The following is a 24,582-nucleotide window of genomic DNA, read 5'->3' as shown; positions in this document are numbered from 1 at the left end:
GCAAGTTGCAAGGCGACACTTCATCGGGTACGGGTACGCGAAGGGCTCCCTATGTCGACCGAAACCAACGTCGGTATTCCTGCACCGGGTGGTGAAGCGCAGGCCGCGGACCAGCAGAGTCTTGCCACCGCCGCCGCGCGGAACCTCGCGACGACGACCAAGTCCGCGCCCCAGATGCAGGAGATCAGCCCCCGTTGGCTGCTCAGGACACTCCCCTGGGTCCAGGTCTCGGCCGGCACCTACCGGGTCAACCGCCGACTGCGGCACGCCGTCGGCCGCGGCCGGGTCAGCTTCGACCGGACGGGCAGCGAGGCCCGGATCCTGGCACCGACCCTGCGCGAGGTGCCGGTGCTGCGGGGCTTCCCGGACGACGCCCTGCTGGAGGAGCTGGCCGGGCGCTTCGTCCAACGCGAGTTCTCCGCGGGTGAGGTCCTGGTCTCGGCCGGGTCGCCGATCGACGAGGTCTTCATCATCGCCTACGGGAAGCTCAGCCGGCTCGGAACGGGCAAGTACGGCGAGGAGGCCGTCGTCGGCTCGGTGGCCGACGGCGACCACCTCGGTGACGAGGTGCTCCAGCGGGAGGACGCCACCTGGCCGTACACCGTCCGGGCGGACACCGCCGCCACCGTGCTGTCCCTCCGGTGGTCCGCCTTCCAGGAGCTCGCCGAGCGCTCCGAGGCGCTCCAGCTGCAGGTCATGGAGTACCTGGCCGGGTTCCAGCAGCCGCAGAACAAGCACGGCGAGGCGGCGATCGACCTCTCCGCCGGTCACCACGGCGAGTACGAGCTCCCCAGCGCCTTCGTGGACTACGAGCTCAAGCCGCGCGAGTACGAGCTGAGCGTCGCCCAGACGGTCCTCAAGGTGCACACCCGGGTCGCCGACCTCTACAACCAGCCGATGAACCAGACCGAGCACCAGCTGCGGCTGACCATCGAGGCGCTGCGCGAGCGCCAGGAGCACGAGCTGGTCAACAACGCGGAGTTCGGCCTGCTCGCCAACGCCGCCTACGACCAGCGGATCCAGACCCACTCCGGCCCGCCAACCCCGGACGACATGGACGAGCTGCTGAGCCGCCGCCGCAGCACCAAGCTCTTCCTGGCCCACCCGCGGGCCATCGCCGCGTTCGGCCGCGAGTGCAACCGGCGCGGCCTCTACCCGGACACCGTCGAGGTGCAGGGCCGCCGGGTGTTCGGCTGGCGCGGTGTGCCGGTCTTCCCGTGCAACAAGCTCCCGATCGTCAACGGGAGCACCACGTCGATCCTCGCCATGCGCACCGGCGAGGACAACCAGGGTGTCATCGGTCTGCACCAGGCCGGAATTCCCGATGAAGTCGAGCCGAGCCTTTCGGTGCGGTTCATGGGAATCAACGAGAAGGCCGTCATTTCCTATCTGGTGAGCGCCTACTACTCCGCCGCGATTCTGGTGCCGGACGCCGTCGGCGTCCTGGAGAACGTCAACATCGCGCACCACTGAGGCTGACCGCGGCAGGGCCGGCCCGCCCCGGGGCCGGCCCGTCGCACCACCAAGGGGGAGGACCCATGGGAATGTTCACGCTGGAGCGCGACCATCGCGAGGGACACGAGGCGCAGGACGTCCTCGCGCGCGCCCGCGCCCTGGTCGACCCGGTGCTCCGGGCCGCCGTGGACTCGCTGCCCGGCACCATGCGCCGGGTCGCCGGCTACCACTTCGGCTGGTGGGAGGCGGACGGCTCGCCGTCGACCGCGTCCTCCGGGAAGGCCATCCGGCCCGCCCTGGTGCTCGCCGCCACCCAGGCGCTGGGCGGCGACCCCGCCAAGGCCACCGCCGCCGCGGCCGCCGTCGAGCTGGTGCACAACTTCACGCTGCTGCACGACGACATCATCGACCGGGACGAGACCCGCCGGCACCGCCCCACCGCCTGGCTGGTGTTCGGCACCACCGAGGCCATCCTGGCCGGCGACGCCGTGCACTCGCTGGCGCTGCGCCTGCTCGCCGAGGACGGCCACCCGGCCGCGGGCGCCGCGGTGCGCCGGCTGGCCGACTGCGTGGTGGAACTCTGCGAGGGCCAGCAGATCGACTGCGCCTTCGAGCAGCGCAGCGACGTCTCGCTGACCGAGTGCCTGGCGATGGCCGAGGCCAAGACCGGCGCACTGCTCGGCGCCGCCTGCGCCATGGGCGCCCAGTACGCGGGTGGCTCGGAAACGGCCGCCCAGGCGATGGACGGCTTCGGCCGGGAGATCGGCCTGGCCTTCCAGCTGATCGACGACCTGATCGGCATCTGGGGCGATCCGACCGTCACCGGCAAGCCGGTCGGTGCGGACCTCCTGGTCCGCAAGAAGTCGCTGCCGGTGGTCGCGGCGCTGGGCTCGGGGACACCCGACGGGGCCCGGCTGGCCGAGCTGTACGCACTGGACCGGCCGCTCACCGGCGAGGAGCTGGCGAGCTGCGCGGCCGCGGTCGAGGGCGCCGGCGGGCGGGCCTGGGCACAGGGCGAGTCCTGCGACCGGATGGCGGCGGCGATGACCCAGCTGGCCCTCGCGGTGCCCGAGCCGTCGGCCGCCGACGAACTGCTCGCGCTCGCCGAGCTGGTCACCCGCCGCACCCACTGATCCGACCTCCAACGGGGGAGCGGACACCCCGCTCTCCCCGTCGCCCTTCCCACCGCCGCGCCGGGGCCCGCATGGACGACCCCGGACGGACGGCTCCCGTACACGTCAGCCGAGCGGGGCCGGCGCGTCCAGCAACCGCTTTTCCTTCCCCGGCTCGATGCCGTGCAGGACCCGGCCGCGCTTGCGTCCGTCGGGCTCCGTGTCGTTCGCCGGCCCGCGCTGCCGCAGCCACTCCCAGGTGTCCCGGGCGGTCTCGGCGAAGGGCCGGCAGCGCAGCCCGGCCGCCTCGGCCCGTCCGGTGTCGGCCCGCCAGATGCCCGCGGCCTCCGGCCCGTCGGGCATCCAGAGCGGCAGCTCGCTCCACGGCTGGACGCGGTCCGGCCCCTCGGCCGTCAGTCGGCCGTCCGGGACCCAGACCAGTTCGGCGCCCCCGCCGCCGGCCGCCTCGGCACAGCCCGCGAGGAACTCCCCGTAGGTGAGCCGGCCGGGTGGCGCCGTGGTGATGAACCGGCCGGCCGTGCCCGCCGTCAGCAGGTCCAGCCCGAACACCGCGAAGTCCCGGACGTCGATCAGCTGCATCGGCCGCCCCGGCTCCCCGGGCGCCAGCACCCGCCCGCCGCGGGCCATCCGCTCCAGCCACCACGGCAGCCGGCCGCCCTGCTCGTGGGGGCCGATCAGCAGCCCGCTGTTGAGGACCGACGTGCGCCCGGCGCCGAAGTGCTCCAGGACGGCGCGCTCGCAACCTGCCTTGAGCGCGGCGCTGAACTCCTGCCCCGGCGGGGTGTCGGCCGGGCACTCGTGCAGCGGGGAGGCCTCGCCGACCACCCGGGCCGGCCAGTCGGCGAAGGCGTGCACGGAGGAGATCAGCGTGTAGTGGCCGGCGCGGTCGCGCAGCAGCCGGGCGGAGCGCGCGGCCTGGGCGGGCTGCTGGGCCGAGGTGTCGACCACCGCGTCCCACTGCCGCCCCTCGGCCGTCCGCGCCAGGTCGTCGGCCGAGTCGCGGTCGCCGCGCACCGCCTCCACGCCGGGCAGGTCGGTGGCCGTGCGGCCGCGGTTGAAGGTGGTGACCTCGTGGCCGCGGGCGAGGGCCTCGGAGGCGAACGCCCGTCCCAGGAAGGACGAGCCGCCGAGCAGAAGGATCTTCATACCGGCAAGGCTGTCCCGGCCCCTCGCCCCGCATACCGCCGTTCGCCGTGGGCGCAGACCGGTGCCCTCCCGGCCCGTCCGAGCTGCCCGCGGCGGCCGAGATGCCGACCCCCGGGGGCCCGCATAGCATCCGATTCATACCGATATGTCCATCCGATACGTCCGTCATGCAGCCGTCGCGCCCCGGTACCGGGGACCGGCGCAGGGAAGAGCGGCACCATGGTCAACCCGGCACTCGTGGACCCGGACACCATCCGCGCGACCGCCGCCGAGGCGTGGGTCCGCGGTTACCCGATCCTGCAGAACTACCGCACCCTCTACACCCAGGCGCTGGACGACGCGGACCCGCGCCACGTCGGCGGCTTCGGCGTCTTCCGGCACTACCCGCGCCCCGCCACCCCGGCCGACACCGACGTCATCACGCCCAACAACGACACCCCGTACTCCTGGGCCTGGCTCGACCTGCGGACCGAACCCTGGGTGCTCTCCGTCCCCGCCACCGACCGCTACTACGTGCTGCCGGTGCACGAACTCGACACCGTCTACGCCGGGTTCGTCGGCTCCCGGACCACCGGCCAGGAGGCCGGCGACCACCTGGTGGCCGGCCCCGACTGGCACGGCGAACCGCCGCCCGGCATCCGCGGCGTCATCCGCACCACGACCCGGCTGGCCGGCATCCTCGGCCGCACCCACCTCGTCGGCACGTCCCCCGAGGCGGTCGCGGAACTCGCCGCGCTCCAGCGGCAGTACCGCCTGCGCCCGCTGCACGCCTACGCCGGCACACCGGAGCCGGAGCCCGCCCCGCAGCCCGTCTGGCCGGTCTGGCGCGACGAGGTGCTCGACACCGTCGAGTTCTTCGTCTTCCTCGACTTCCTGCTCGGCTTCCTGCCCGCCGAGGCCGCCCCGCCCGCCGAGGCCGAGCTGCGCGGCCGGCTGGCCGACCTCGGCATCGACGGCCGCGGCGAGTTCGAACCGGCCGCGCTGCCGCTCGCGGTCCGCACCGAGATCGAGCGCGGCATCGCCGACGGCAAGGCCGAACTGGCCCGCGCCGCCGCCCGCACCGAATCGTCCGTCGGGCTCTTCGGCACCCGCGGACAGCTCGGCACCCGGTACCTCGACCGCGCGGTCGGCGCGCTCACCGGCCTGTACGGGCTGCCCGTCGAGGAGGCCTGGTACGGCGGCTGGCAGGCCGACAGCACCGGCCACCGCCCGCCCGACGCCAGCGAACGCGACTACCTGCTGCGGTTCCCGCCGGACGCGCTGCCGCCCGCCCGCCACTTCTGGTCGGTGACCCTGTACGCGCTGCCCGGGCTCCACCTGGTCGACAACACCCTGGACCGCTACTCCGTCGGCGACCGCACCCCCGGCCTGGTCCGCGACCCGGACGGCGGACTCAGCGTCTACGTCCAGCACAAGCGGCCCGCCGACGCCGACCAGTCCGCCAACTGGCTGCCCGCCCCGGACGGCCCGTTCACCGTCGTCATCCGCCTGTACGGGCCGGACGCCTCGGTGCTCGACGGCCGCTGGACACCGCCGACGCTCACCCCGCGCTGACCCCCGCGCCGCCCCCCTTCCACCCTCTCGCCCCGTGCCCCCGACCCCCGGCACCCGGGAAGGACGCCCCATGAACCAACCCGAGCTGGAGGCCCTGGCCGCCGACGCCTACGTCTACGGCTATCCGCTCGTCGCCGGCCTCACCACGGTCGACCGCTTCGTGCACGGCGGCCTGGGCGTCCTGCCGCCCACCCCGTTCAACCGCTTCGCCCACGCCCCGCGGCTGGCCGGCCCGGACGACGACTTCGTCTCCGTCAACAACGACGTCCTCTACTCGGTCGCCCAGCTCGACCTCTCCGAGGGCCCGCAGCGTCTGCACGTGCCCGACACCGCCGGCGGCTACCACGTGCTGCAGTTCGTCGACGCGTGGACCGACAACTTCGCCTACCTCGGCAGCCGCGCCACCGGCAGCGCGGCCCGGACCTGGCTGGTCGTGCCGCCCGGCCGGCACGGCACCCCGGCCGACCCCGACCGGGTGATCACCGCACCGACCGCCGTCGCCACCATCGTCGGCCGCTTCGCCTGCGCCGGGCCGGACGACCTCCCGCGGGTCCGCGCCCTCCAGGACGGGCTCGTCCTCGAACCGCTGGAGCCGGGCGGGGTCGCCGCCGGACTCCCCGAGCCGGACCCGGACGTGCCCGAGCGGCTCGCCTTCTTCGAGCGGCTCCGGGTCTGGATGGCCGCCTACCCGCCCGCCGAGGCCGACCGGGCCTACCAGCAGCGGTTCGCCCCGCTCGGCCTCCTCGACCCCGGTCCCTCGCCGTACCGGGCGGCCGCCCCCGACTGGACGCTCGCCCTGGCGACCGGTCTCGCCGCCGGCCGCGAACGCGTCGAGGACGCCACCCGGCCGCCCGAGGAGCACCCGCCCGGCGAGTGGCGCGCCGCCCTCCACCTGGTCGACCACAACACCGCCTTCCTCGGTCCGGGCACCCTCGACGACCCCGAGTGGCGGATCCCCGACCGCCGCGCCGCCTACCTCAGCCGCGCCGCCGCCGCCCGGGCCGGCCTCTGGGGCTGCCACGCCTACGAGGCCCTGCACGCCACCACCGGCGACGACGCCGACGGCCGCCCGCTCGACGGCACCCACCCGCACACCCTCCGCTTCCCGCCGGACGGGCTGCCGCCCGCCGAGGAGTTCTGGTCCCTCACCGTGTACGGCCTCCCGGACCAGTGCCTGGTCGCCAACCCGGCCGCCCGCTACTCGATCGGCAGCCGCACCCCCGGTCTGCGGCCCGACCCGGACGGCGGCCTCACCCTCCACCTGAGCCACGAACCCCCCGCCGACCCGTCCGGGGCGGCGAACTGGCTCCCCACCCCCGCCGGGCCGTTCCGCCCGGTGATGCGCCTCTACCGTCCGGGCCCCGCGGCCCTGGACGGCACCTACCGGCTCCCGCCCCTGCGCCGGGTGTAGGGCGTCCGGTGGGCCGGCCTTCCCGGGCGCGTCCGTCCGAGCAGGAAGGAAGTGCGATGGGCGACGCCGTCGGCCGGATGCTGGCCCTGGCCGTGGGCATCGCGATCAGCCCGATGGCGCTGATCGCGACCGTCCTGCTGCTCGCGACGCCCCGGGGCCGGGCCGACGGGGCGGCGTTCGCCGCCGGCTGGACGGCCGCGCTGGCGGCGGTGCCGGCCGTCGTGGTGCCGCTCGGATCACGGCTCGCCGCGGGCACGGTGGCCCCGGACTGGTCGTGGTGGTTCGAGCTGGCGGTGGGCGGGCTGCTCCTGCTGCTCGGCGCGCGCCAGTGGTGGGACCGCCCGCGCGAGGGCAGGGTGCACGGCCCGCCGGAGTGGATGCGGACGGTCGACCGCTCCACCCCCGCCCGATCCGCCGCACTGGGGGCGACCCTGCTGGCGACCGATCCGAAGAACCCCCTGCTCGCCCTCGCCGCCGCGGTCGTGATCGGCACCGGCGGCGCCCCGGCCTCCGGCAAGGCGGGCGCCGCCGCGCTGCTGGTGCTGATCGGCTCCCTCGCCACCCTGCTGCCCCTCGCCGTCCACCTCCGAGGCGGCGACCGCGCCGCCCGCCGGCTCGACGAGTGGCGAGCCTGGGCGGCCACCCACAACACGGCGGTCCGACTGACCCTCCTCCTCGTCCTCGGCACCTCCCACGTGGGCGCGGCGCTCTCGGGCCTGACCGCCTGACGTCCTCGGCGCCTCCCGTGCGGGTGCGGTCCTCGCCGACCTGGCCACCTGACCACAGGCCGAGGCGCCCGCCGTGTCGGCACCGCCGGGGCAGCGCCGCCACGGCGCCGCAGGCCTGGCGGCCGGCCCTGGACCGGCCCCCGTCGGCCCCCGGTTCAATGCGGTGCGGGGCTTGTCGGGGTGGTGGTGCCGGACGGGGAGGGGCTCGGGGACGTCGCGGACGTCGGTTCGGTGGTCGGCGTCGGTGTCGGGGTGGGTGTGGCGGTCGCGGTGGGTGTGGCGGTCGGGCTCGGGGTGGTGGTGGGTTCGGCGGGGCCCGGGTCGGTGGTCGGGGTCGGGGCCGGGGTGGCGCCGCCGCGGTGCTGCGGGCCGCCCTCGATGGTGACCACGGCCTGGGACGGCGGCAGTGCGATCCGGGCGGTCCAGTGGGTCGCGGGGGCGAGGTCCTCGTCGACGCTGACGATCACGGTGATCCGCTGCCCGGGCGCGAGCGTGCCCGCGTCGCGGCTGAGCCGGAGCCAGGGCGCGTCCACGACGGCGTGCCAGCGGATCTCGGTGCCGCCGGAGTTGGTGAGGGTGAGCACTGTCCGGCTGCCGTACTCGCCCGCCTCGACGGTCAACAGGCCGGACGGCGCAGATGCCGGCGCGCCCGCCGAGGCCGCCTCCCCCGCGCCGACGGGGGTCGGCGCACCGGAGGCGGCAGCAGTGGGAGCGGGGGTCGGGACCGGAACCGGCGACCCCTGGGTCCCAGGCAGCAACGTTTCTGCAGGGCGCGGTGCTGCCCCCGCCAGCTCCATCCCGGCCACCGCCGGACCGGACCCGCGGTAGACCCCGCCGACCGCCCCGATCACCGCCCCGACCGCCTTGGCGGCCCCGACAGCCCCCGCAGCCCCGCCCGGATCCGTCGCGCCACCCGCCGAGCCACCCGGCGCTGAACCACCCGCCGAACGGTCCCCCTCGACCCGGACCGAGGAGACCGACGCCGCCTCTCCGGCCCCGGTTCCGCCCCGGTGCCCGGCCCACAGGGCGACGACCGGCGCGGCCAGGACGGCGGCCAGCACCCCGGTGGTCACCACCCGCCGCCGCACCGCCGGGCCCCGTCCGCCGTCCGGCGCGCGGTGTCGGGGGAAGCCGCCCTGGTCGAAGCGGAGCCCGGCCTCGGTCGGCACCGAAACCCGCGCCGGCACCTGCGCCCGTGCCCGGACCGACACCGCCACCGCCACCGTCCCCGCCGCCCCGGCGTCCCCGCCCGGAGCGGTGAGCACCGGCAGCCCGGACAGCCCGGCGGTGCCGTCCTCCGGCACCTCGCCGGCCACCCGCTCCGCCGTACCCCGGCAGGTCGGGCAGTCGACCACGTGCCGCACCAGCTCCCGGCGGAGCGCGGGGCCGAGCACCCAGTCCCGCCAGCTCTCCGCGCCCGCGCCGCCGAGCCGGTCCAGCTCGGGGCAGCTGCCGACGCCGAGCACCAGCAGGGCGGCCCTGGTCCGGTCGACCTCGGCCCGTGCGGAGACGAGCAGCGTCCGCACGTTCTCGAACGGCTGCCCGAGGACGGCCGCCACCTCGATCGGGCTGAGCCGGTGCCGGACCGACAGCTCCAGGGCCTCGCGCTGCTCGGGGGCGGTGCCGGCCGCCTCGGGCCACGCCAGCGAAGCCAGTTCACGCCGCCGCCGGACCGCCTCCGCCCCGCCGTCCCCGAGACCCCTGCCGCCCCCGCCGGGCCCGCTCCCACCTCCGCCCGCCAGCCGCCGCAGGCAGCAGTACCGCGCCAGCGAGTACAGCCAGGCCCGGACCAGCCCGGGCTCGGCGAGCCGGTCGCCGTACCGGACCGCCAGCTCGCGCACCTCCCGCAGGGCGGCCGCGGCGGCCTCGTGCTCGCACAGCACCGAGAGGCAGTAGGTGAAGAGGCCGTCCACCTGTCGCTCGTACGCCGCGAGGACGGCGTCGCGCGGCCCTTCCGTACTCGTCGTCACCCGTCCGACGGTAGAGAGCGCACCAGCCCTGTCCGAGTGATTCCGCCCGGTTGTACTTCTTTCGGGTAACAACATCGCCCATTCGTGGACCCACCCCGGCCACCCCCTCGCCGCCCCGGTCACCCCCGCGCTGTCGTACCCAGGCGCTACGGTGACCGCATGGCTGCCCGTACCAAGACCACCGCCAAGCCGCGCCCGGCCTACCGCTGCACCGAGTGCGGCAACCAGCTGCCCAAGTGGGTCGGCCGCTGCCCGGAGTGCAACGCCTGGGGCACGGTCGAGGAGTACGGCGCGGTGCCGATCCGGACCACCGCCGCCGGCCCGGTCAGCGCGCCCGCCCGCCCGATCGCCCAGGTGGACGGCCAGGTGGCGACGGCACGCTCCACCGGCGTGTCCGAGCTGGACCGGGTGCTCGGCGGCGGCCTGGTCCCGGGCGCCGTGGTGCTGCTGGCGGGCGAGCCGGGCGTCGGCAAGTCCACCCTGCTGCTGGACGTCGCCGCCAAGGCGTCCTCCGCGCAGCACCGCACCCTCTACGTCACCGGCGAGGAGTCGGCCGGCCAGGTCCGGCTGCGCGCCGACCGGATCAACGCGCTCTCCGAGCACCTCTACCTGGCCGCCGAGTCCGACCTCGGCGCGGTGCTCGGCCATGTCGAGGCGGTCGGGCCCGGCCTGCTGATCCTGGACTCGGTGCAGACCATCGCCTCCGCCGAGCTGGACGGCGCGCCGGGCGGCCCGGCCCAGGTCCGCGAGGTGGCCAACGCGCTGATCCGGGCCTCCAAGGAACGCGGCATGGCCACCCTGCTGGTCGGCCACGTCACCAAGGACGGGCAGATCGCCGGCCCCCGCCTGCTGGAGCACCTGGTGGACGTGGTGCTGAGCTTCGAGGGGGACCGGCACGCCCGGCTGCGGATCATCCGCGGGGTCAAGAACCGGTACGGCGCGACCGACGAGGTCGGCTGCTTCGAGCTGCACGACGAGGGCATCGCGGGCCTGGCCGATCCGTCCGGCCTCTTCCTGACCAGGCGTGACAAGCCGGTGCCGGGCACCTGCCTGACCGTGACCCTGGAGGGCAAGCGGCCGCTGGTGGCCGAGGTGCAGGCGCTGATGGTGGATTCGCAGATCCCCTCGCCGCGCCGGACGACCTCCGGCCTGGAGTCGCCCCGGATCGCGATGATCCTGGCCGTGGTCGAGCGTCACGGCGGGGTGAAGCTGGGCAAACAGGACATCTACACCGCCACCGTCGGCGGGGTGAAGCTCTCCGAGCCCTCGGCGGACCTCGCGGTGGCGCTCGCGGTGGCCAGCTCCTCCTCCGACACCCCGCTGCCCAGCAACCTGGTCGCGATCGGCGAGGTCGGCCTGGCCGGTGAGGTGCGGCGGGTGACGGGTGTGCAGCGGCGGCTGGCCGAGGCGCACCGGCTGGGCTTCACCCACGCGCTCGTCCCGCCGGACCCGGGCAAGGTCCCGCCGGGCATGAAGGTGGTCGAGGTGGCGGACATCGGCGAGGCGCTGCGGGCCATCCCGGGCCGCCGCCGGGCCGCCGCCAAGCCGAGGAATGAGGCACCGTCGGCGCCGCCGGCACCCCGCGCGCCCCGCCCGCCGGCCCACCCGGAGGAGCTCATGGACGGGTGGGAGCCGCTGGACTCCGACGAACTGCGCTGACCCAAGCCCTGCCGTTGCCGCACGCAGTTAGACTTTCCCCTGTCTCATTGGTGATAAGGCAGTACTAAGCGACAGAGCAACAGACCCTAGGCCGGCGCCCGCACGAGGGGGCGCGGTACGGGGTCGACCGGAGGAGTCACGTGGCAGCCAGCGACCGGGCGGACAAGTCCTCCCGCGAGGAGGCCCTGCTGCGGGCCTCCCTCACCGCCATCGCCCCCGGCACCGCGCTGCGCGACGGCCTGGAGCGGGTGCTGCGGGCCAACACCGGCGGCCTGATCGTGCTCGGCTTCGACAAGACCGTCGAGTCGCTCTGTACCGGCGGCTTCGTGCTCGACGTCGAGTTCACCGCGACCCGGCTGCGCGAGCTGTGCAAGCTCGACGGCGCCGTGGTGCTGGACAAGGACATCACCAAGATCGTCCGGGCCGGCGTCCACCTGATGCCGGACTCCACCATCCCGACCGACGAGACCGGCACCCGGCACCGCACCGCCGAGCGGGTCAACCGGCAGACCGGTTTCCCGGTGGTCGCGGTCTCGCACTCGATGCGGCTGATCGCCATGTACGTCAACGGCACCCGCCGGGTGCTGGAGGACTCCACCACCGTGCTGTCCCGCGCCAACCAGGCGCTGGCCACCCTGGAGCGCTACAAGCTGCGCCTGGACGAGGTGGCCGGCACGCTCTCCGCGCTGGAGATCGAGGACCTGGTGACGGTCCGGGACGTCACCGCCGTCGCGCAGCGGCTGGAGATGGTCCGGCTGATCGCCACCGAGATCGCGGGCTACGTGCTGGAGCTCGGCATCGACGGCCGGCTGCTCTCGCTGCAGCTGGACGAGCTGATCGCGGGCGTGGAGCCGGAGCGCGAACTGGTCGCCCGGGACTACTTCCCGGAGCGCGCCGCCAAGAAGGGTCGGACCGTCACCGAGGTGCTGGCCGACCTGGAGGACCTCACCCACGCCGAGCTGCTCGACCTGCAGACGGTGGCCAAGGCGCTCGGCTACTCGGGCTCGCCGGAGTCGCTGGACTCGGCGGTCTCGCCGCGCGGCTACCGGCTGCTGGCCAAGATCCCGCGTCTGCCCAACACGGTGATAGAGCGCCTGGTGGAGCACTTCGGCGGCTTGCAGAAGCTGCTGGCCGCGAGCATCGACGACCTGCAGACGGTCGAGGGCGTCGGCGAGACCCGGGCCCGTTCGGTCCGCGAGGGCCTGTCGCGGCTCGCCGAGTCGTCCATCCTGGAACGCTACGTCTGACCCGGCTCCGAGCCGGCGCCGACCCGACCCGGCTCGGACCGGCCCCGCGCCGAACCGGCCCCGGACAGACCGAAGCCCGGACCGCCTGAGCGGTCCGGGCTTCCTGCTGTCGTGCCCCGGGGCGGTGGTGAGGGCCGGTCAGTTCTCCAGGCGGATCGAGGAGCGGGCCGAGGCCTGTCCGCCGGAGAGACCGGTGAGGTCGGCGACCACCAGGTAGGTGCCGGCCGGTGCGGTCGACGCGTCGGCGGTGGCGCACTGCGGCTTGCTGTGGACCCGGTCCCAGGTGAAGGTCTCGGTCAGCCCGCCGTTGGCCGGGAGCTGGACCCAGCTGCTGTTCCGGTCGGCCGGGCAGTCGCCCGAGGACCAGATGCGCTCGCCGTTGCTCGCGGTGACGGTGATCGCCGAGGCGGCCCGGCCCAGGTCCAGCCGGCAGGTGGTGCCGGAGGAGTTGTTGATGGTCAGTGCCAGCTTGGGCTTGTCCTTGGGCTGGTAGGCGTTCTGGGCGCCGGCCAGATTGAGCGTCACCTGCGAGGAGGCGCAGACCGGCAGGGCCATGATCTCGGCGGTGTTCACCGGGGGCGGGCCGCCGGTGCCGGCACCGCCGGTACCCCCGCCGGTGCCGCCCGTGCCTCCGCCGGCGCTGCCTCCACCGGCCGCCGCGCCGCCCGCCGCCGCACCGCCGGTCGCGGGTGCCGTGCCGCCGGTCGTGCCGCCGGTGCTCAGGCTGACGTCGCCGCCGCCGGAGCCGCCCACCGCGCCGCCGGAGGAGCCGCCGCTGCTGCCGCTGCCGGGGCGGGAGTTGTTGACCGGCCCGGTCGGCGAGGCGCCCGGCGTGATCGCCTGGGCGGGTGACTGGCTCTGCGACTGGGTCGGTACGGCCTGCGCGGCCTTGTCCTTGCCGTCGCCACCTCCGCCCTGATCGGACATCAGCCAGATGACGAGGGCGGCGACCGCGACGACGGCGACGAGCACGACGATGCGCCGACGCCAGTAGATCGAGGCCGGCAGCGGTCCTACGGGTTGACGCAGAGAGGGCACGCCCAAACTCTACGAGACAGTGTGTGCCCCTTGACGCACCAACACCGCACAGTCACCCCTTCCTTCACATGATCCGCCATTTGCGCCGTTCGAGGGAGGCCGAATGGGGTGTTTTGCGCCAACATGAGGAATCCCATGATCCGCTTCGGCTGCCGACCCGGGCGTGGGAGGATCGAAGGGCCATGGCTGCCAACACCATCACCCCCGTCACCCCCGCCGTCCCCGTCCCCGCGACGCCCGCCGAGGCGCCGAGGCTCGGGCTGCCGCTGCCCGTCCTGCACGGGACCGTCCTCGACTGGTACGCGGCCAACGCCCGCGACCTCCCCTGGCGCACCCCGGACGCCTCGCCCTGGGCCGTGATGGTCAGCGAGTTCATGCTCCAGCAGACCCCGGTCAAGCGCGTCCTGCCCGCCTGGGAGGCCTGGATGGAGCGCTGGCCGACCCCGGCCGAGCTGGCCGCCGAGGCGCCCGGCGAGGCCGTCCGGATGTGGGGCCGGCTCGGCTACCCGCGCCGGGCGCTGCGCCTGCACGCGGCCGCCGTGGCGATCACCGAGGAGCACGACGGCGAGGTCCCGGACGACCACGCGACGCTGCTCTCGCTGCCCGGCGTCGGCGAGTACACCGCGGCGGCGGTGGCCTCCTTCGCCTTCCGCCAGCGGCACGTGGTGCTGGACACCAACGTCCGCCGGGTGTTCGCCCGCGCGGTGACCGGCGTGGAGTACCCGGCGCAGGCCACCACGGCGGCCGAGCGGCGGACGGCGACCGCCCTGCTGCCCGAGGCCGCCGGGACGGCCGCCACCTGGGCGGTGGCCGTGATGGAACTGGGCGCCCTGGTCTGCACGGCCCGCGGCCCGGAGTGCGGGGAGTGCCCGCTGTTCACCGCCTGCGCCTGGCAGCGGGCCGGCCGCCCGCCGTACGAGGGCCCGGCCCGGCGCGGCCAGTCCTACGAGGGCACCGACCGGCAGGTGCGCGGCAAGCTGCTCGCGGTGCTCCGCGAGACCCACGGCGAGGTGCCGCAGGCCCGGCTGGACGCGGTCTGGCCGGACGCCGTGCAGCGGGCCCGGGCGCTGGACGGACTGGTCGCCGACGGCCTGGTCGAACCGGTCGAGCAGGGCGTCTACCGACTGCCCCGCTAGCCGCACGCGTGGCCACGCGCACGAGGGCCCCCGTCCGCCGGTTCGGCGGACGGGGGCCCTCGGTGCGTTCCCGTGTCGGACCGTGACCGTCAGATCGCGACGGCCTCGATGTTGTCGGTCGCGGCGCCCTTCTTGCCCTCGCCGCCCTCGGCGTCCTCCGACGGCCCGCCGGCCCCGCGCAGCGGCACCTCGCGCATGAAGACCGCGGCGGCGACCGCGATCACCGCGACGGCGGCGCCCCACAGGAAGACGGTGTGCATGCCGTTGGCCACCGCGTGGTGGTAGGCGTCCTGGACCGGGGCCGGCAGCGCCTTGAGCGCGGCCGGGCTCAGCTGCGCCGGGTCGCCGCCCTGCGAGCCGCCCGCCCCGGCGGCCGAACCGAGCCGCTCGTTCATGGTCTCGGTGACCCGGTTGTTGAACAGCGCGCCGAACAGCGCCACACCGAACGAGCCGCCGATGGTGCGGAACAGGGTGGCGGTGGAGCTGGCCACGCCCATGTCCTTGATCTCGACGCTGTTCTGCGCGACCAGCATGGTGATCTGCATCAGGAAGCCCATGCCGGCGCCGAGCACCACCATCCAGCAGGCGGAGACGAAGCCCGAGGTCCCGGTGCCGAGGGTGGAGAGCAGCAGCATGCCGGCGGTCATCACGATGGTGCCGATGATCGGGTAGATCCGGTACTTGCCGGTCTTGGTCACCGCCTGGCCGACCACCAGCGAGATCACCAGCATGCCGAACATCATCGGCATCAGCAGCAGGCCGGAGTTGGTTGCCGAGGCGCCCTGCACGGTCTGCTGGTAGAGCGGCAGGAAGACGGTCGAGCCGAACATCACGAAGCCGACCACGAAGCCGATGATCGAGACCAGGGTGAAGTTGAGGTTCCGGAACAGCGACAGCGGCAGCATCGGCTCCTGGACCCGCTGCTCGACGTAGCAGAAGCCGATCAGGGTGGCCGCGGCCAGCGCGGTCAGGCCGAGGATCTGCTTCGAGCCCCAGGCGTACTCCTGCCCGCCCCAGGTGGTGATCAGGGTGAGCGAGGTGATGCCGGTGGTGAGCAGCACCGCGCCGAGGTAGTCGATCCTGGCCTTGCTGCGGACCTTCGGCAGCTTCAGCGTGACGACCACGACGGCGAGCGCGACGGCGCCGAGCGGCAGGTTGATGTAGAAGGTCCAGCGCCAGTTCAGGTGGTCGGTGATGAAGCCGCCGACCAGCGGACCGCCGATGGTGGCGAGGGCCATCACCGCGGCGAACATGCCCTGGTACTTGCCGCGGTCGCGCGGCGGGACGAGCGCACCCATGATCGACATGACGCCGACCATCAGACCGCCGGCGCCCAGGCCCTGCAGGGCGCGGAAGCCGATGAGCTCGTTCATGTCCTGGGAGAGGCCGGAGAGCGCCGAACCCGCCAGGAAGATCACGATCGAGGTGAGGAAGGTGCCCTTGCGGCCGTACATGTCGCCGAGCTTGCCCCAGATCGGGGTGGAGGCGGCGGTGGCCAGGGTGTACGAGGTGACCACCCACGACAGGTGCTCGGCGCCGCCGAGCTCGCCGACGATGGTCGGCATCGCGGTGCCGACGATCAGGCCGTCGAGCATCGCGAGCAGCATGGTGACCACCAGGCCGATCATGACCAGGCGGATCTCGCGGGCCGAGCGGGGCTGCTCCTCCTCGGCCGGTTTCTTCTCTGGGGCGCCGGTGTCGGCCTTGGGGTGTGACATGGGTGGGTGTCTCCCGGACAGGATGTCGGGCGACCGGCGCGGCCTGCGACGGTCCTTACTTGTCGCCCGGCTAGTTTGTGGACCGTCGGCACGGTAGGTTGTGCACTAGCCGGTCGTCAAGCCAGTTTTTCGACAGGCGCCCTGGGCAGGAAGAATGAACGCAGGAGCGGCCGCCGCAGAGGTGTCCGCCGCTGCGCCGCGGCGGCCGTCGGCCGCCGCGGGGACCGGATCACTCACGCAGTCAGAGGCAGGCGATGGGCACGACGCACGGCCCCCGTAGCGACACCCGGGCGCGCATCGTCGCGGTCGCCCTGGAGCTCTTCTCCGAGCACGGCTACGAGCGCACCTCGCTGCGGGAGATCGCGGACCGCCTCGGTGTCACCAAGGCCGCGCTCTACTACCACTTCAAGACCAAGGAGGACATCGTCCAGGGGATCGTGGCAGCCACCGCCGCCCCGATCAACGAGCTGATCGCCTGGGGGCGCGAGCAGACCTGGACGCCCGAGGTGCGGGACGAGCTGATCCGCCGGTTCGCGGCCGGGATGTCCGAGCGGGCGCCGTTGCTCCGCTTCTTCCAGGAGAACCAGCCCGCCCTGCGCGACCTGCCGGCCGGGCGGGAGTTCCGGGCCACCATGATCGCGCTGGTCCGGCTGATGCACGGCCCGGCGGCGAGCTTCGAGGACCGGCTGCGGGCGGCGATGTCCCTGTTCACCATCAACTCGGCGCTCTTCCTGCTCCAGCAGGACGAGCGGCCGGGGGCCGAGCGCGGGGCCGGTGAGGCGCCGGTGGCGGAGGCCACCCGCGAGGAGGCGATCGTGGCCGCCCAGCACGTCGCGCTGGAGATCTGCCGACTGATCGGCAGGCCCGCGCCGACGGACTGAGCGGCCCGAGCGGGGGATCAGAAGTCGGACACCCCGTGCGCGGACAGGTAGGCGATCGGGTTGATCACCGCGCCGTACTTGTTGGCCGAGCGGATCTCGAAGTGCAGGTGCGGCCCGGTCGAGTTGCCGGTGTTGCCGGAGCGGCCGATCTGCTGCCCGGCGGCGACGCGCTGGCCCGCCGAGACCGAGATCGAGGACATGTGGGCGTACTGGGCGTACCGGCCGTCCGCGAGTCGCAGCACGACCTCCTTGCCGTACGCGCCGTCCCAGCCGGCCGACACCACGGTGGCGTTGCCGACCGCGAGCAGCGGGGTGCCGGGGGAGACCGCGAAGTCCACGCCGGTGTGGTAGCCGGCCGCGTAGTGGACGTTGCGCACGCCGTACGGGTTGCTGGTGGGCGCGCCCGGGACCGGCGCCGACCACTGCGGGGCAGGGGCAGGGGCAGGGGCAGGGGCGGGAGCGGGCGCGGGGGCCGGTTCCGGGGCGGGTGCGGGCGCGGCGGGCGCCTCCTGCGGAGCGGGCTGCGGCTCGGCCGCGGGCGCCTGTTCGGCGGCGGCCTGTTCGGGCACCAGGTTGGCCGCGACCGCCACGTACTGCTGGGCCGAGGCCCGCTCGGACGGCAGCGTGTACGAACTCGGACCCGCCACCTGGACCAGTGCCGAGGCGGGCGTCGCCCCCTGCGGCACGGTGAACGCCGAGCTGCCGGGGGTGGTCGGGTCGACCGTCTGCGCCGAGGCGCTGCCCGTGGCGGCGAGCAGCAGCGCGCCGGTCAGCACGGCCGCACCGGCCGCGGCGGCGGTGGTGGAGTGGTTGCTGCGGCCGGTCTGCCGGAGGAACGAGTCGGCGAGCCGGCACAGGGCCGGCCCCAGAGGCGGGACGGAAGGCATGGAGCTCGACCTCACGAACGTACGGGGGCAGCACGCTGAGCCCGTTCGGGCGGGCTGAGCGAGGGACCACTCAGGTGTAACCGTCACCGAGCGGAGTCCCAAACCGTGTGACGTACTACGGCGTGTAGTCATCAGCGCGGCCGGAAACCGCATCGGTGGAACGACGATCATGCGGTCGGATCGTCGGGTCATGGGTCGGCGGCCGGAGGGCGGCGTCCGGCCGCACTACTACCCCCGCTCGTACCGGCCCGGCGGGTTGTGAGCAGCACCACCCGCGGGCCGGGTTTGAGGCGCCCGCGGAGTCCCCGGAACGCGCCCGGGACGCGCCCGGACGCAAAGAATCCGGCCCGCCCCCGCAGGTGCGGGAGCGGGCCGGATCGGCTCAGCGGTGCCTGGTCAGGGACCGGGCGTCAGAGCTCGGTCGATCAGTTGTCGACCGGCCGGACGCGGATCCAGGTCTCCAGGTAGTTCGAGGACTCGTTCTCGACCTCGATGCTGGTGCCCGTCTTCGGGACGATGACGCTGCTGTACGGGTTGTCCTTCGACCAGTAGGACTTCAGGTCGGAGAACTCGTCGACGCCCTTGGCCTTCGGGACGACCGTCTCGACGCCGGCCCGGTGCAGGGTCAGGCCGTCGGTCTTGCGCGAGCCGAAGGTCGAGTCGTAGCCGTTGATGCGCGGGCGCATCAGCGTGCCGTCCTTCCACTTCAGCGGGGTCGGGTGCGAGTCGACCGGCAGGATCAGGCCCTGGCCCGGGTGGTTGGTGACGTTGTTGTCACTCTGCGACTCGTCCCAGTACCAGATCAGCAGACCGGGCTGGTAGGGGAAGTGCTCGACCCAGAGCGGCTTGTCGGCGAAGCCGAAGTTGTACGGGCCGACCTTCAGGGTGCGGTCGTACGAGACGTACTGGCGGTTCTCCGCGATGTAGTACTGGTTGTAGTCGTTGGTGAACGAGCCGGTGGTGCGGGAGAAGCCCTTGGCGGTCCAGCCGTTGTCGCCGTTCTCGGCGCCGTCGGTGAAGACGGTGGCGCCGTCGGCGGTCACCGCGATGTCGTCCAGCGCCAGGCCCTTGAGGTGCAGGCCGCCGTCGGTGACGTAGCGGAAGCGGACCTTGACGGCCTTGCCGGCGTAGGCGTCCAGCGGGAGGACCAGGTCGCCCCAGTTGCCGCCCGAGTTGCCGGTCAGCGAGGCGTTGCCCGAGGGGTCCTTCGGCAGCGCGGTGCCGTTGTAGGCGCCGTCGAGGGCCTTCCAGCTGGTGCCGCCGTCGGTGGAGACCTCGGCGTAGCCGTAGTCGAAGTCCTGCTCGATGTCGTACCAGGCCTTGGCCGACAGGGTGGCCTTGGTCTTGCCGGTCAGGTCGAGGTCACGGGTCAGCGAGACGTTCAGGTCGTCCGCGCTGCCGCTCCACCACTCGTTGGCGCCCGCGTAGGGCTTGTTGATGGTGGTGGTGACGGACTTCTTCGGCAGGTCGACGACCAGCGCCTGCGGGAGCTTGCTGTTGTACTCCGCCGGGCCGATGTGGTGGGTCGACTCGGTGCCGGCCTTGGCCTTGTCGAACTTCAGCCAGCCGAGCTGGAGCTTGCTCCAGGCGTCGAGGTCGTTCGGCATGTCGCCGATCGAGTTCTTGCCCTCGCCCAGCCAGGAACCGGAGGACATCAGGGACCAGAAGCCGACCGAGTTGTCGATGCCGCTGCCGGAGGTGTCGTAGAGGTCCGGCAGGCCGAGGTCGTGGCCGTACTCGTGGGCGAAGACACCGAGGCCGCCGTTCTCGGGCTGCATGGTGTAGTCGCCGACCCAGACACCGGTGTTGCCGACCGGGGTGCCGCCCAGCAGGTTGCTGGCCGGACCGGTGCTGCCGGCGCCGGTGCCGTAGACGTACGAGCGGTGGGCCCACAGGGCGTCAGTGCCCTGCTTGCCGCCGCCCGCCGACTGGTCCTCACCGGCGTGCACGATCTGGAAGTGGTCGATGTAACCGTCCGGCTCGTTGAAGTTGCCGTTGTGGTTGTAGTCGTACCGGTCCCACTGGTCGTACTGCGCGATGGTGGCCTTGATCTGCTCGTCCGTCTGGCCCTTGGCCTTCTGGTCGGCGACCCAGGTGTCGATCGCGTCGCGGATCAGGTCCTGCGCGTTGGCGCAGACGTGCTGGCCGCAGTAGTCCGAGCCGTAGCGGGCCTCGTTCCACTTGACCTTCACCCAGTCGGTGACCTGACCGTCCACCGTGTAGCGGCCCGAGGACTGCTTCTCGTAGTAGGTCTTCAGCGAGTCACCGGACTTGTTGAAGTACAGGTCCTGGTAGTGCTGCTGGTTGTAGTCGGCCTGCCAGAGGGTGGAGTTGTTGGTGGCAGCGTCCGGCTTCTCGATCTGGTTGCGCTGCGGACCGGGGGTGCCGCCGTACTTGATCCGGCCGTCCGCGGTCTTGGTGGTGTTGTCGACCTCGTCACCGAACTCCACCAGGATGGTGAAGATCTTGTCCGTGCGCTCACGGGCGAGCTCGACGTACTTGTCCTTGCCCAGCTTGATGCTGGAGCCGCCGCCGTGCTGCTCGACCTTCGCGGTGCCGTCGAGCAGCTGCTGCGTGGCGGCCTTCTGCTCGGCCTCGACCTTCTCGGTCAGCGGGCCGGGCAGGTTGTGCTCGGTGCTGGTCTGAACGGCGTCGGCCGGGTCCTGCGGAACGGGGGCGGAGCCGGCGGCAACGGCCGTGCTCGGGAGCAGCCCCGCGCCGAGCGCGGCTATGACCGCCGCGGACGAGGCGACCGCAGCGACTTTCCTGGTGATCTTCAACGTTGTGACGTCCTCCCCAAACCGTCCGGCTCTTGGCCTTCCGGTAAACCAATGAAAGACAGGTGGACGTCATTTGATCCAAGCGTGGACGGAAAAGATAGACCTTGACCGTGACATGGCTACAGCGCTATGCTCCGCGACCCCCTATCAACTGACGGCCCGTCAATAGCATTGCCATTAAAGATGGTCACAGCTTTGGTCGCACCCGCACCGGCCCTCCATCCGGCCCCCGGCCTGGTCCTTCGTGGTCCGGGTCACGACTTCGGCGGCGGTACGGAAAATGGTTTGGGCCCCCGGCGCGAACGCCGGGGGCCCAAACCGTTTGCTGTTATCTGTTAAATGTTGCTACTTCGTCAGGTCGGGGCCCGAGGAGGCGACGGCGGCCGGGGTGTCCGCGATCGCGGTCTTCTCCTCGCCGCGGAAGGTGAACTTCGCGTCCTTGCCCTCGCCCTCGACACCGACGACCACGATGTGGCCGGCCCGCAGCTCGCCGAAGAGGATCTTCTCGGAGAGGTGGTCCTCGATCTCGCGCTGGATGGTCCGGCGCAGCGGCCGGGCGCCCAGGATCGGGTCGTAGCCGCGCTTGGCCAGCAGCTTCTTGGCCTCGACGCTGAGCTCCAGGCCCATGTCCTTGTCCTTGAGCCGCTCGTCCACCTTGGCGATCATGAGGTCGACGATCTGGATGATGTCGTCCTCGGACAGCTGGTGGAAGACCACGATGTCGTCGACACGGTTCAGGAACTCGGGGCGGAAGTGCTGCTTGAGCTCCTCGCCGACCTTCGCCTTCATCCGCTCGTAGCCGGTCTGGCTGTCGCCCTGGGCCGCGAAGCCCAGGTTGAAGCCCTTGGAGATGTCCCGGGTGCCGAGGTTGGTCGTCATGATGATGACGGTGTTCTTGAAGTCGACCACGCGGCCCTGGGAGTCGGTCAGGCGACCGTCCTCCAGGATCTGCAGCAGCGAGTTGAAGATGTCCGGGTGGGCCTTCTCCACCTCGTCGAAGAGGACGACGGAGAACGGCTTGCGGCGCACCTTCTCGGTGAGCTGGCCGCCCTCCTCGTAGCCGACGTAGCCGGGGGGCGAGCCGAAGAGCCGGGAGACGGTGTGCTTCTCCGAGAACTCCGACATGTCGAGGGCGATCAGCGCGTCCTCGTCGCCGAAGAGGAACTCGGCGAGCGTCTTGGACAGCTCGGTCTTACCGACACCGGACGGGCCGGCGAAGATGAACGAGCCACCGGGGCGCTTCGGGTCCTTGAGGCCCGCACGGGTGCGCCGGATGGCCTGGGAGAGCGCCTTGATGGCGTCCTTCTGGCCGATGACGCGCTTGTGCAGCTCGTCCTCCATGCGCAGCAGCCGGGAGGTCTCCTCCTCGGTCAGCTTGAAGACCGGGATGCCGGTGGCGGTGGCCAGGACCTCGGCGATGAGCTCCTCGTCCACCTCCGCGACGACGTCCATGTCGCCGGCCTTCCACTCCTTCTCGCGCTTGGCCTTGGCCTGCAGGAGCTGCTTCTCGTCGTCGCGCAGGGACGCGGCCTTCTCGAAGTCCTGCGCGTCGATCGCGCTCTCCTTCTCGCGGCGCACGTCGGCGATCTTCTCGTCGAACTCGCGCAGGTCCGGCGGCGCGGTCATCCGGCGGATGCGCATCCGGGAACCGGCCTCGTCGATGAGGTCGATGGCCTTGTCCGGCAGGAAGCGGTCCGAGATGTACCGGTCGGCCAGGGTGGCGGCGGCGACCAGGGCGGCGTCCGTGATGGAGACCCGGTGGTGGGCCTCGTAGCGGTCGCGCAGGCCCTTGAGGATCTCGATGGTGTGCGGCAGCGACGGCTCGGCGACCTGGATCGGCTGGAAGCGGCGCTCCAGCGCGGCGTCCTTCTCCAGGTGCTTGCGGTACTCGTCGAGCGTGGTGGCACCGATGGTCTGCAGCTCGCCGCGGGCCAGCATCGGCTTGAGGATCGAGGCGGCGTCGATGGCGCCCTCGGCGGCGCCCGCGCCGACCAGGGTGTGCAGCTCGTCGATGAACAGGATGATGTCGCCGCGGGTGCGGATCTCCTTGAGGACCTTCTTCAGGCGCTCCTCGAAGTCACCGCGGTAGCGGGAGCCGGCCACCAGGGCGCCCAGGTCCAGCGTGTAGAGCTGCTTGTCCTTGAGCGTCTCCGGGACCTCGCCCTTGACGATCGCCTGGGCCAGGCCCTCGACGACGGCGGTCTTGCCGACGCCGGGCTCACCGATCAGCACCGGGTTGTTCTTGGTGCGGCGGGACAGCACCTGCATGACCCGCTCGATCTCCTTCTCGCGCCCGATGACCGGGTCGAGCTTGGCCTCGCGGGCGGCCTGGGTGAGGTTGCGGCCGAACTGGTCCAGGACCAGCGAGGTCGACGGGGTGCCCTCGGCCGGCCCGCCGGCCGTGGCCGACTCCTTGCCGCCGGGGGTCTGGTAGCCGGAGAGCAGCTGGATGACCTGCTGGCGGACCCGGTTGAGGTCGGCGCCCAGCTTCACCAGGACCTGGGCGGCGACGCCCTCGCCCTCGCGGATCAGGCCGAGCAGGATGTGCTCGGTGCCGATGTAGTTGTGGCCGAGCTGCAGGGCCTCCCGGAGCGACAGCTCCAGGACCTTCTTCGCCCGGGGGGTGAAGGGAATGTGACCGGACGGGGCCTGCTGGCCCTGGCCGATGATCTCCTCGACCTGCTGGCGAACGGCCTCAAGAGAAATCCCGAGGCTCTCCAGGGCCTTAGCGGCGACACCCTCACCCTCGTGGATCAGACCCAGGAGGATGTGCTCGGTGCCGATGTAGTTGTGGTTGAGCATCCGGGCTTCTTCCTGAGCCAGGACGACAACCCGCCGCGCGCGGTCGGTGAACCTCTCGAACATCGTTTATCGCTCCTCAGAGCGGTCGGGCAGTTCGGGGTCCGTCCCCGCCCTGTCCTTCCGCATGCTAGTCCCGCTCAGCGGCGCGGCCCACGGATTCGCCCCCTTGAAGGGGAGCGACATACAGCGCGACCAGCCGACACCAATCCCAACCCGATGCTGGGAGACGGTGTTCCCGCACGCGGGCCGGATGCACCGGATACCGCTACGCCATCGGCGAACAACCTCCGCCGTGGCGCTGCCGGTGAGTGTCCGACCGGTCACGCGTCCTGCCCCGGGCGGAGTCGCGGACCCCGTCCCCCTGCATTCATACCCGGTATCGGGGCGGTTCTCGCGCAGTTTCCGCGGTGGCGGTGTTCGCCTGGCGAGAAGTCGGGCCGCCGCTGACGGTGGATCAGCCGCGGCCGGGACGGCCGGTGTGCGCCGCCCGGTGGCGTCCGCGTCGCCGCTTCGCCCTTACAGCCTTGCACAGGCCGTGACGCGGTGCGCCGCGGGGCGCGGAGGGGACCCCTCCGCGCCCCGCACGTCTGCCGTGGACGCCTCACGCGGCGCCCGGAACCCCGCACCCGTCCGGACTGCCGGGCGTCACCGGTTCAGGACGCGTTGGCCTTCTCGTAGGCCTCGCGCACGTTGCTGGGGACGCGGCCGCGGTCGTTGACCTCCAGGCCCTGCTCCTTGGCCCACGCGCGGATCTTGGCGGTGTCCGGGACGCTGCCGGACGGACGCGGGGCCGAGCCGCGGCCGGGGCGGCGGGCACCGGCGAGCCGGCCGCTCTGCTTGCGGCCCTTCTCCACGTACGGCGCCAGCAGGCCGCGGAGCTTGTCCGCGTTGGCGCTCTTCAGGTCGATCTCGTAGGCAACGCCGTCGAGCGCGAACGTCACCGTTTCGTCCGCCGACCCGCCGTCGAGATCGTCTTCAAGAATGACCTGCACCCTCTGTGCCACGGGCTTCCCTTTCCGCTAAACGACCCATTGCCT

17 protein-coding genes are annotated in these 24,582 nt (G+C 72.8%); 9 read left to right on the top strand and 8 right to left on the bottom strand.

Going from position 1 to position 24,582, the window contains the following annotated elements:
• Positions 1-51: 51 nt before the first annotated feature.
• Both ACFVUH_RS07560 and ACFVUH_RS07555 read left to right on the top strand, forming a co-directional pair.
• Positions 52-1,473, top strand: a complete 1,422-nt coding sequence (locus ACFVUH_RS07560) for a family 2B encapsulin nanocompartment shell protein (protein ID WP_387911760.1) — start codon at positions 52-54, stop codon at positions 1,471-1,473.
• A gap of 65 nt (positions 1,474-1,538) precedes the next feature.
• Positions 1,539-2,588 (top strand): family 2 encapsulin nanocompartment cargo protein polyprenyl transferase, encoded by a 1,050-nt coding sequence (locus ACFVUH_RS07555; RefSeq protein ID WP_355357797.1) that lies wholly within the window; start codon positions 1,539-1,541, stop codon positions 2,586-2,588.
• A gap of 105 nt (positions 2,589-2,693) precedes the next feature.
• Here ACFVUH_RS07555 and ACFVUH_RS07550 read toward each other — a convergent pair whose 3' ends face one another.
• Positions 2,694-3,734 carry an NAD-dependent epimerase/dehydratase family protein gene (locus ACFVUH_RS07550; protein ID WP_387911758.1) on the bottom strand — a complete coding sequence of 347 codons (1,041 nt, stop codon included), beginning with the start codon at positions 3,732-3,734 and terminating at the stop codon, positions 2,694-2,696.
• 219 nt (positions 3,735-3,953) lie between these two features.
• Here ACFVUH_RS07550 and ACFVUH_RS07545 point away from each other — a divergent pair, with 219 nt between their 5' ends.
• From ACFVUH_RS07545 to ACFVUH_RS07535, 3 genes are all read left to right on the top strand, one after another.
• Positions 3,954-5,288, top strand: coding sequence for a DUF1254 domain-containing protein (locus ACFVUH_RS07545; protein WP_387911756.1), 1,335 nt, complete (start codon positions 3,954-3,956; stop codon positions 5,286-5,288).
• A 70-nt stretch (positions 5,289-5,358) separates the two neighbouring features.
• A complete protein-coding gene (locus ACFVUH_RS07540; protein WP_387911754.1) occupies positions 5,359-6,699 on the top strand; it encodes a DUF1254 domain-containing protein in 1,341 nt (446 codons plus the stop codon).
• Positions 6,700-6,755: 56 nt separating this feature from the next.
• Positions 6,756-7,427 carry a GAP family protein gene (locus tag ACFVUH_RS07535; RefSeq protein ID WP_387911753.1) on the top strand — a complete coding sequence of 224 codons (672 nt, stop codon included), beginning with the start codon at positions 6,756-6,758 and terminating at the stop codon, positions 7,425-7,427.
• Positions 7,428-7,582: 155 nt separating this feature from the next.
• Here the strand turns inward: ACFVUH_RS07535 and ACFVUH_RS07530 are convergent, their stop codons facing one another.
• Complete coding sequence (locus tag ACFVUH_RS07530; RefSeq protein WP_387911751.1) at positions 7,583-9,397, bottom strand: hypothetical protein; 1,815 nt, start codon at positions 9,395-9,397, stop codon at positions 7,583-7,585.
• Positions 9,398-9,556: 159 nt separating this feature from the next.
• On the opposite strand from ACFVUH_RS07530, the gene radA reads away from it, so the two are divergent.
• On the top strand, positions 9,557-11,056 hold the full coding sequence (radA, locus tag ACFVUH_RS07525; RefSeq protein ID WP_387911749.1) for a DNA repair protein RadA: 1,500 nt from the start codon (positions 9,557-9,559) through the stop codon (positions 11,054-11,056).
• Between the two features lie 188 nt (positions 11,057-11,244).
• Positions 11,245-12,303 (top strand): DNA integrity scanning diadenylate cyclase DisA, encoded by a 1,059-nt coding sequence (gene disA, locus ACFVUH_RS07520; protein WP_380682789.1) that lies wholly within the window; start codon positions 11,245-11,247, stop codon positions 12,301-12,303.
• A gap of 138 nt (positions 12,304-12,441) precedes the next feature.
• Here the strand turns inward: disA and ACFVUH_RS07515 are convergent, their stop codons facing one another.
• On the bottom strand, positions 12,442-13,341 hold the full coding sequence (locus tag ACFVUH_RS07515; protein ID WP_387911748.1) for a hypothetical protein: 900 nt from the start codon (positions 13,339-13,341) through the stop codon (positions 12,442-12,444).
• Positions 13,342-13,523: 182 nt separating this feature from the next.
• Here ACFVUH_RS07515 and ACFVUH_RS07510 point away from each other — a divergent pair, with 182 nt between their 5' ends.
• Positions 13,524-14,477: an A/G-specific adenine glycosylase gene (locus ACFVUH_RS07510; protein ID WP_387911746.1), complete on the top strand. Its 954-nt coding sequence runs from the start codon at positions 13,524-13,526 to the stop codon at positions 14,475-14,477.
• 89 nt (positions 14,478-14,566) lie between these two features.
• Here the strand turns inward: ACFVUH_RS07510 and ACFVUH_RS07505 are convergent, their stop codons facing one another.
• Positions 14,567-16,195 carry an MDR family MFS transporter gene (locus ACFVUH_RS07505; protein ID WP_387911745.1) on the bottom strand — a complete coding sequence of 543 codons (1,629 nt, stop codon included), beginning with the start codon at positions 16,193-16,195 and terminating at the stop codon, positions 14,567-14,569.
• Between the two features lie 254 nt (positions 16,196-16,449).
• Here ACFVUH_RS07505 and ACFVUH_RS07500 point away from each other — a divergent pair, with 254 nt between their 5' ends.
• Entirely contained in the window at positions 16,450-17,076 is a 627-nt protein-coding gene (locus ACFVUH_RS07500; protein ID WP_355357830.1) for a helix-turn-helix domain-containing protein, read from the top strand.
• 17 nt (positions 17,077-17,093) lie between these two features.
• Here the strand turns inward: ACFVUH_RS07500 and ACFVUH_RS07495 are convergent, their stop codons facing one another.
• From ACFVUH_RS07495 to ACFVUH_RS07480, 4 genes are all read right to left on the bottom strand, one after another.
• Positions 17,094-17,963 (bottom strand): M23 family metallopeptidase, encoded by an 870-nt coding sequence (locus tag ACFVUH_RS07495; RefSeq protein WP_387911744.1) that lies wholly within the window; start codon positions 17,961-17,963, stop codon positions 17,094-17,096.
• Positions 17,964-18,388: 425 nt separating this feature from the next.
• A complete protein-coding gene (locus ACFVUH_RS07490; protein WP_387911743.1) occupies positions 18,389-20,743 on the bottom strand; it encodes an immune inhibitor A domain-containing protein in 2,355 nt (784 codons plus the stop codon).
• Between the two features lie 345 nt (positions 20,744-21,088).
• Entirely contained in the window at positions 21,089-23,608 is a 2,520-nt protein-coding gene (locus tag ACFVUH_RS07485; RefSeq protein WP_355357836.1) for an ATP-dependent Clp protease ATP-binding subunit, read from the bottom strand.
• Between the two features lie 590 nt (positions 23,609-24,198).
• Positions 24,199-24,549, bottom strand: a complete 351-nt coding sequence (locus ACFVUH_RS07480) for an Lsr2 family protein (protein WP_355357839.1) — start codon at positions 24,547-24,549, stop codon at positions 24,199-24,201.
• Between the last annotated feature and the right edge of the window lie 33 nt (positions 24,550-24,582).

It is taken from the genome of Kitasatospora sp. NPDC058032 (assembly GCF_042885845.1).
GTDB lineage: Bacteria > Actinomycetota > Actinomycetes > Streptomycetales > Streptomycetaceae > Kitasatospora.
This window is presented reverse-complemented; position numbering and strand designations above follow the sequence as displayed.

Coding starts and splice junctions, on each gene's coding strand:
- ACFVUH_RS07560 (WP_387911760.1), top strand. CDS start 52: ATGTCGACCGAAACCAACGTCGGTATTCCTGCACCGGGTGGTGAAGCG.
- ACFVUH_RS07555 (WP_355357797.1), top strand. CDS start 1,539: ATGGGAATGTTCACGCTGGAGCGCGACCATCGCGAGGGACACGAGGCG.
- ACFVUH_RS07550 (WP_387911758.1), bottom strand. CDS start 3,734: ATGAAGATCCTTCTGCTCGGCGGCTCGTCCTTCCTGGGACGGGCGTTC.
- ACFVUH_RS07545 (WP_387911756.1), top strand. CDS start 3,954: ATGGTCAACCCGGCACTCGTGGACCCGGACACCATCCGCGCGACCGCC.
- ACFVUH_RS07540 (WP_387911754.1), top strand. CDS start 5,359: ATGAACCAACCCGAGCTGGAGGCCCTGGCCGCCGACGCCTACGTCTAC.
- ACFVUH_RS07535 (WP_387911753.1), top strand. CDS start 6,756: ATGGGCGACGCCGTCGGCCGGATGCTGGCCCTGGCCGTGGGCATCGCG.
- radA (WP_387911749.1), top strand. CDS start 9,557: ATGGCTGCCCGTACCAAGACCACCGCCAAGCCGCGCCCGGCCTACCGC.
- ACFVUH_RS07510 (WP_387911746.1), top strand. CDS start 13,524: ATGGCTGCCAACACCATCACCCCCGTCACCCCCGCCGTCCCCGTCCCC.
- ACFVUH_RS07505 (WP_387911745.1), bottom strand. CDS start 16,195: ATGTCACACCCCAAGGCCGACACCGGCGCCCCAGAGAAGAAACCGGCC.
- ACFVUH_RS07500 (WP_355357830.1), top strand. CDS start 16,450: ATGGGCACGACGCACGGCCCCCGTAGCGACACCCGGGCGCGCATCGTC.
- ACFVUH_RS07495 (WP_387911744.1), bottom strand. CDS start 17,963: ATGCCTTCCGTCCCGCCTCTGGGGCCGGCCCTGTGCCGGCTCGCCGAC.
- ACFVUH_RS07485 (WP_355357836.1), bottom strand. CDS start 23,608: ATGTTCGAGAGGTTCACCGACCGCGCGCGGCGGGTTGTCGTCCTGGCT.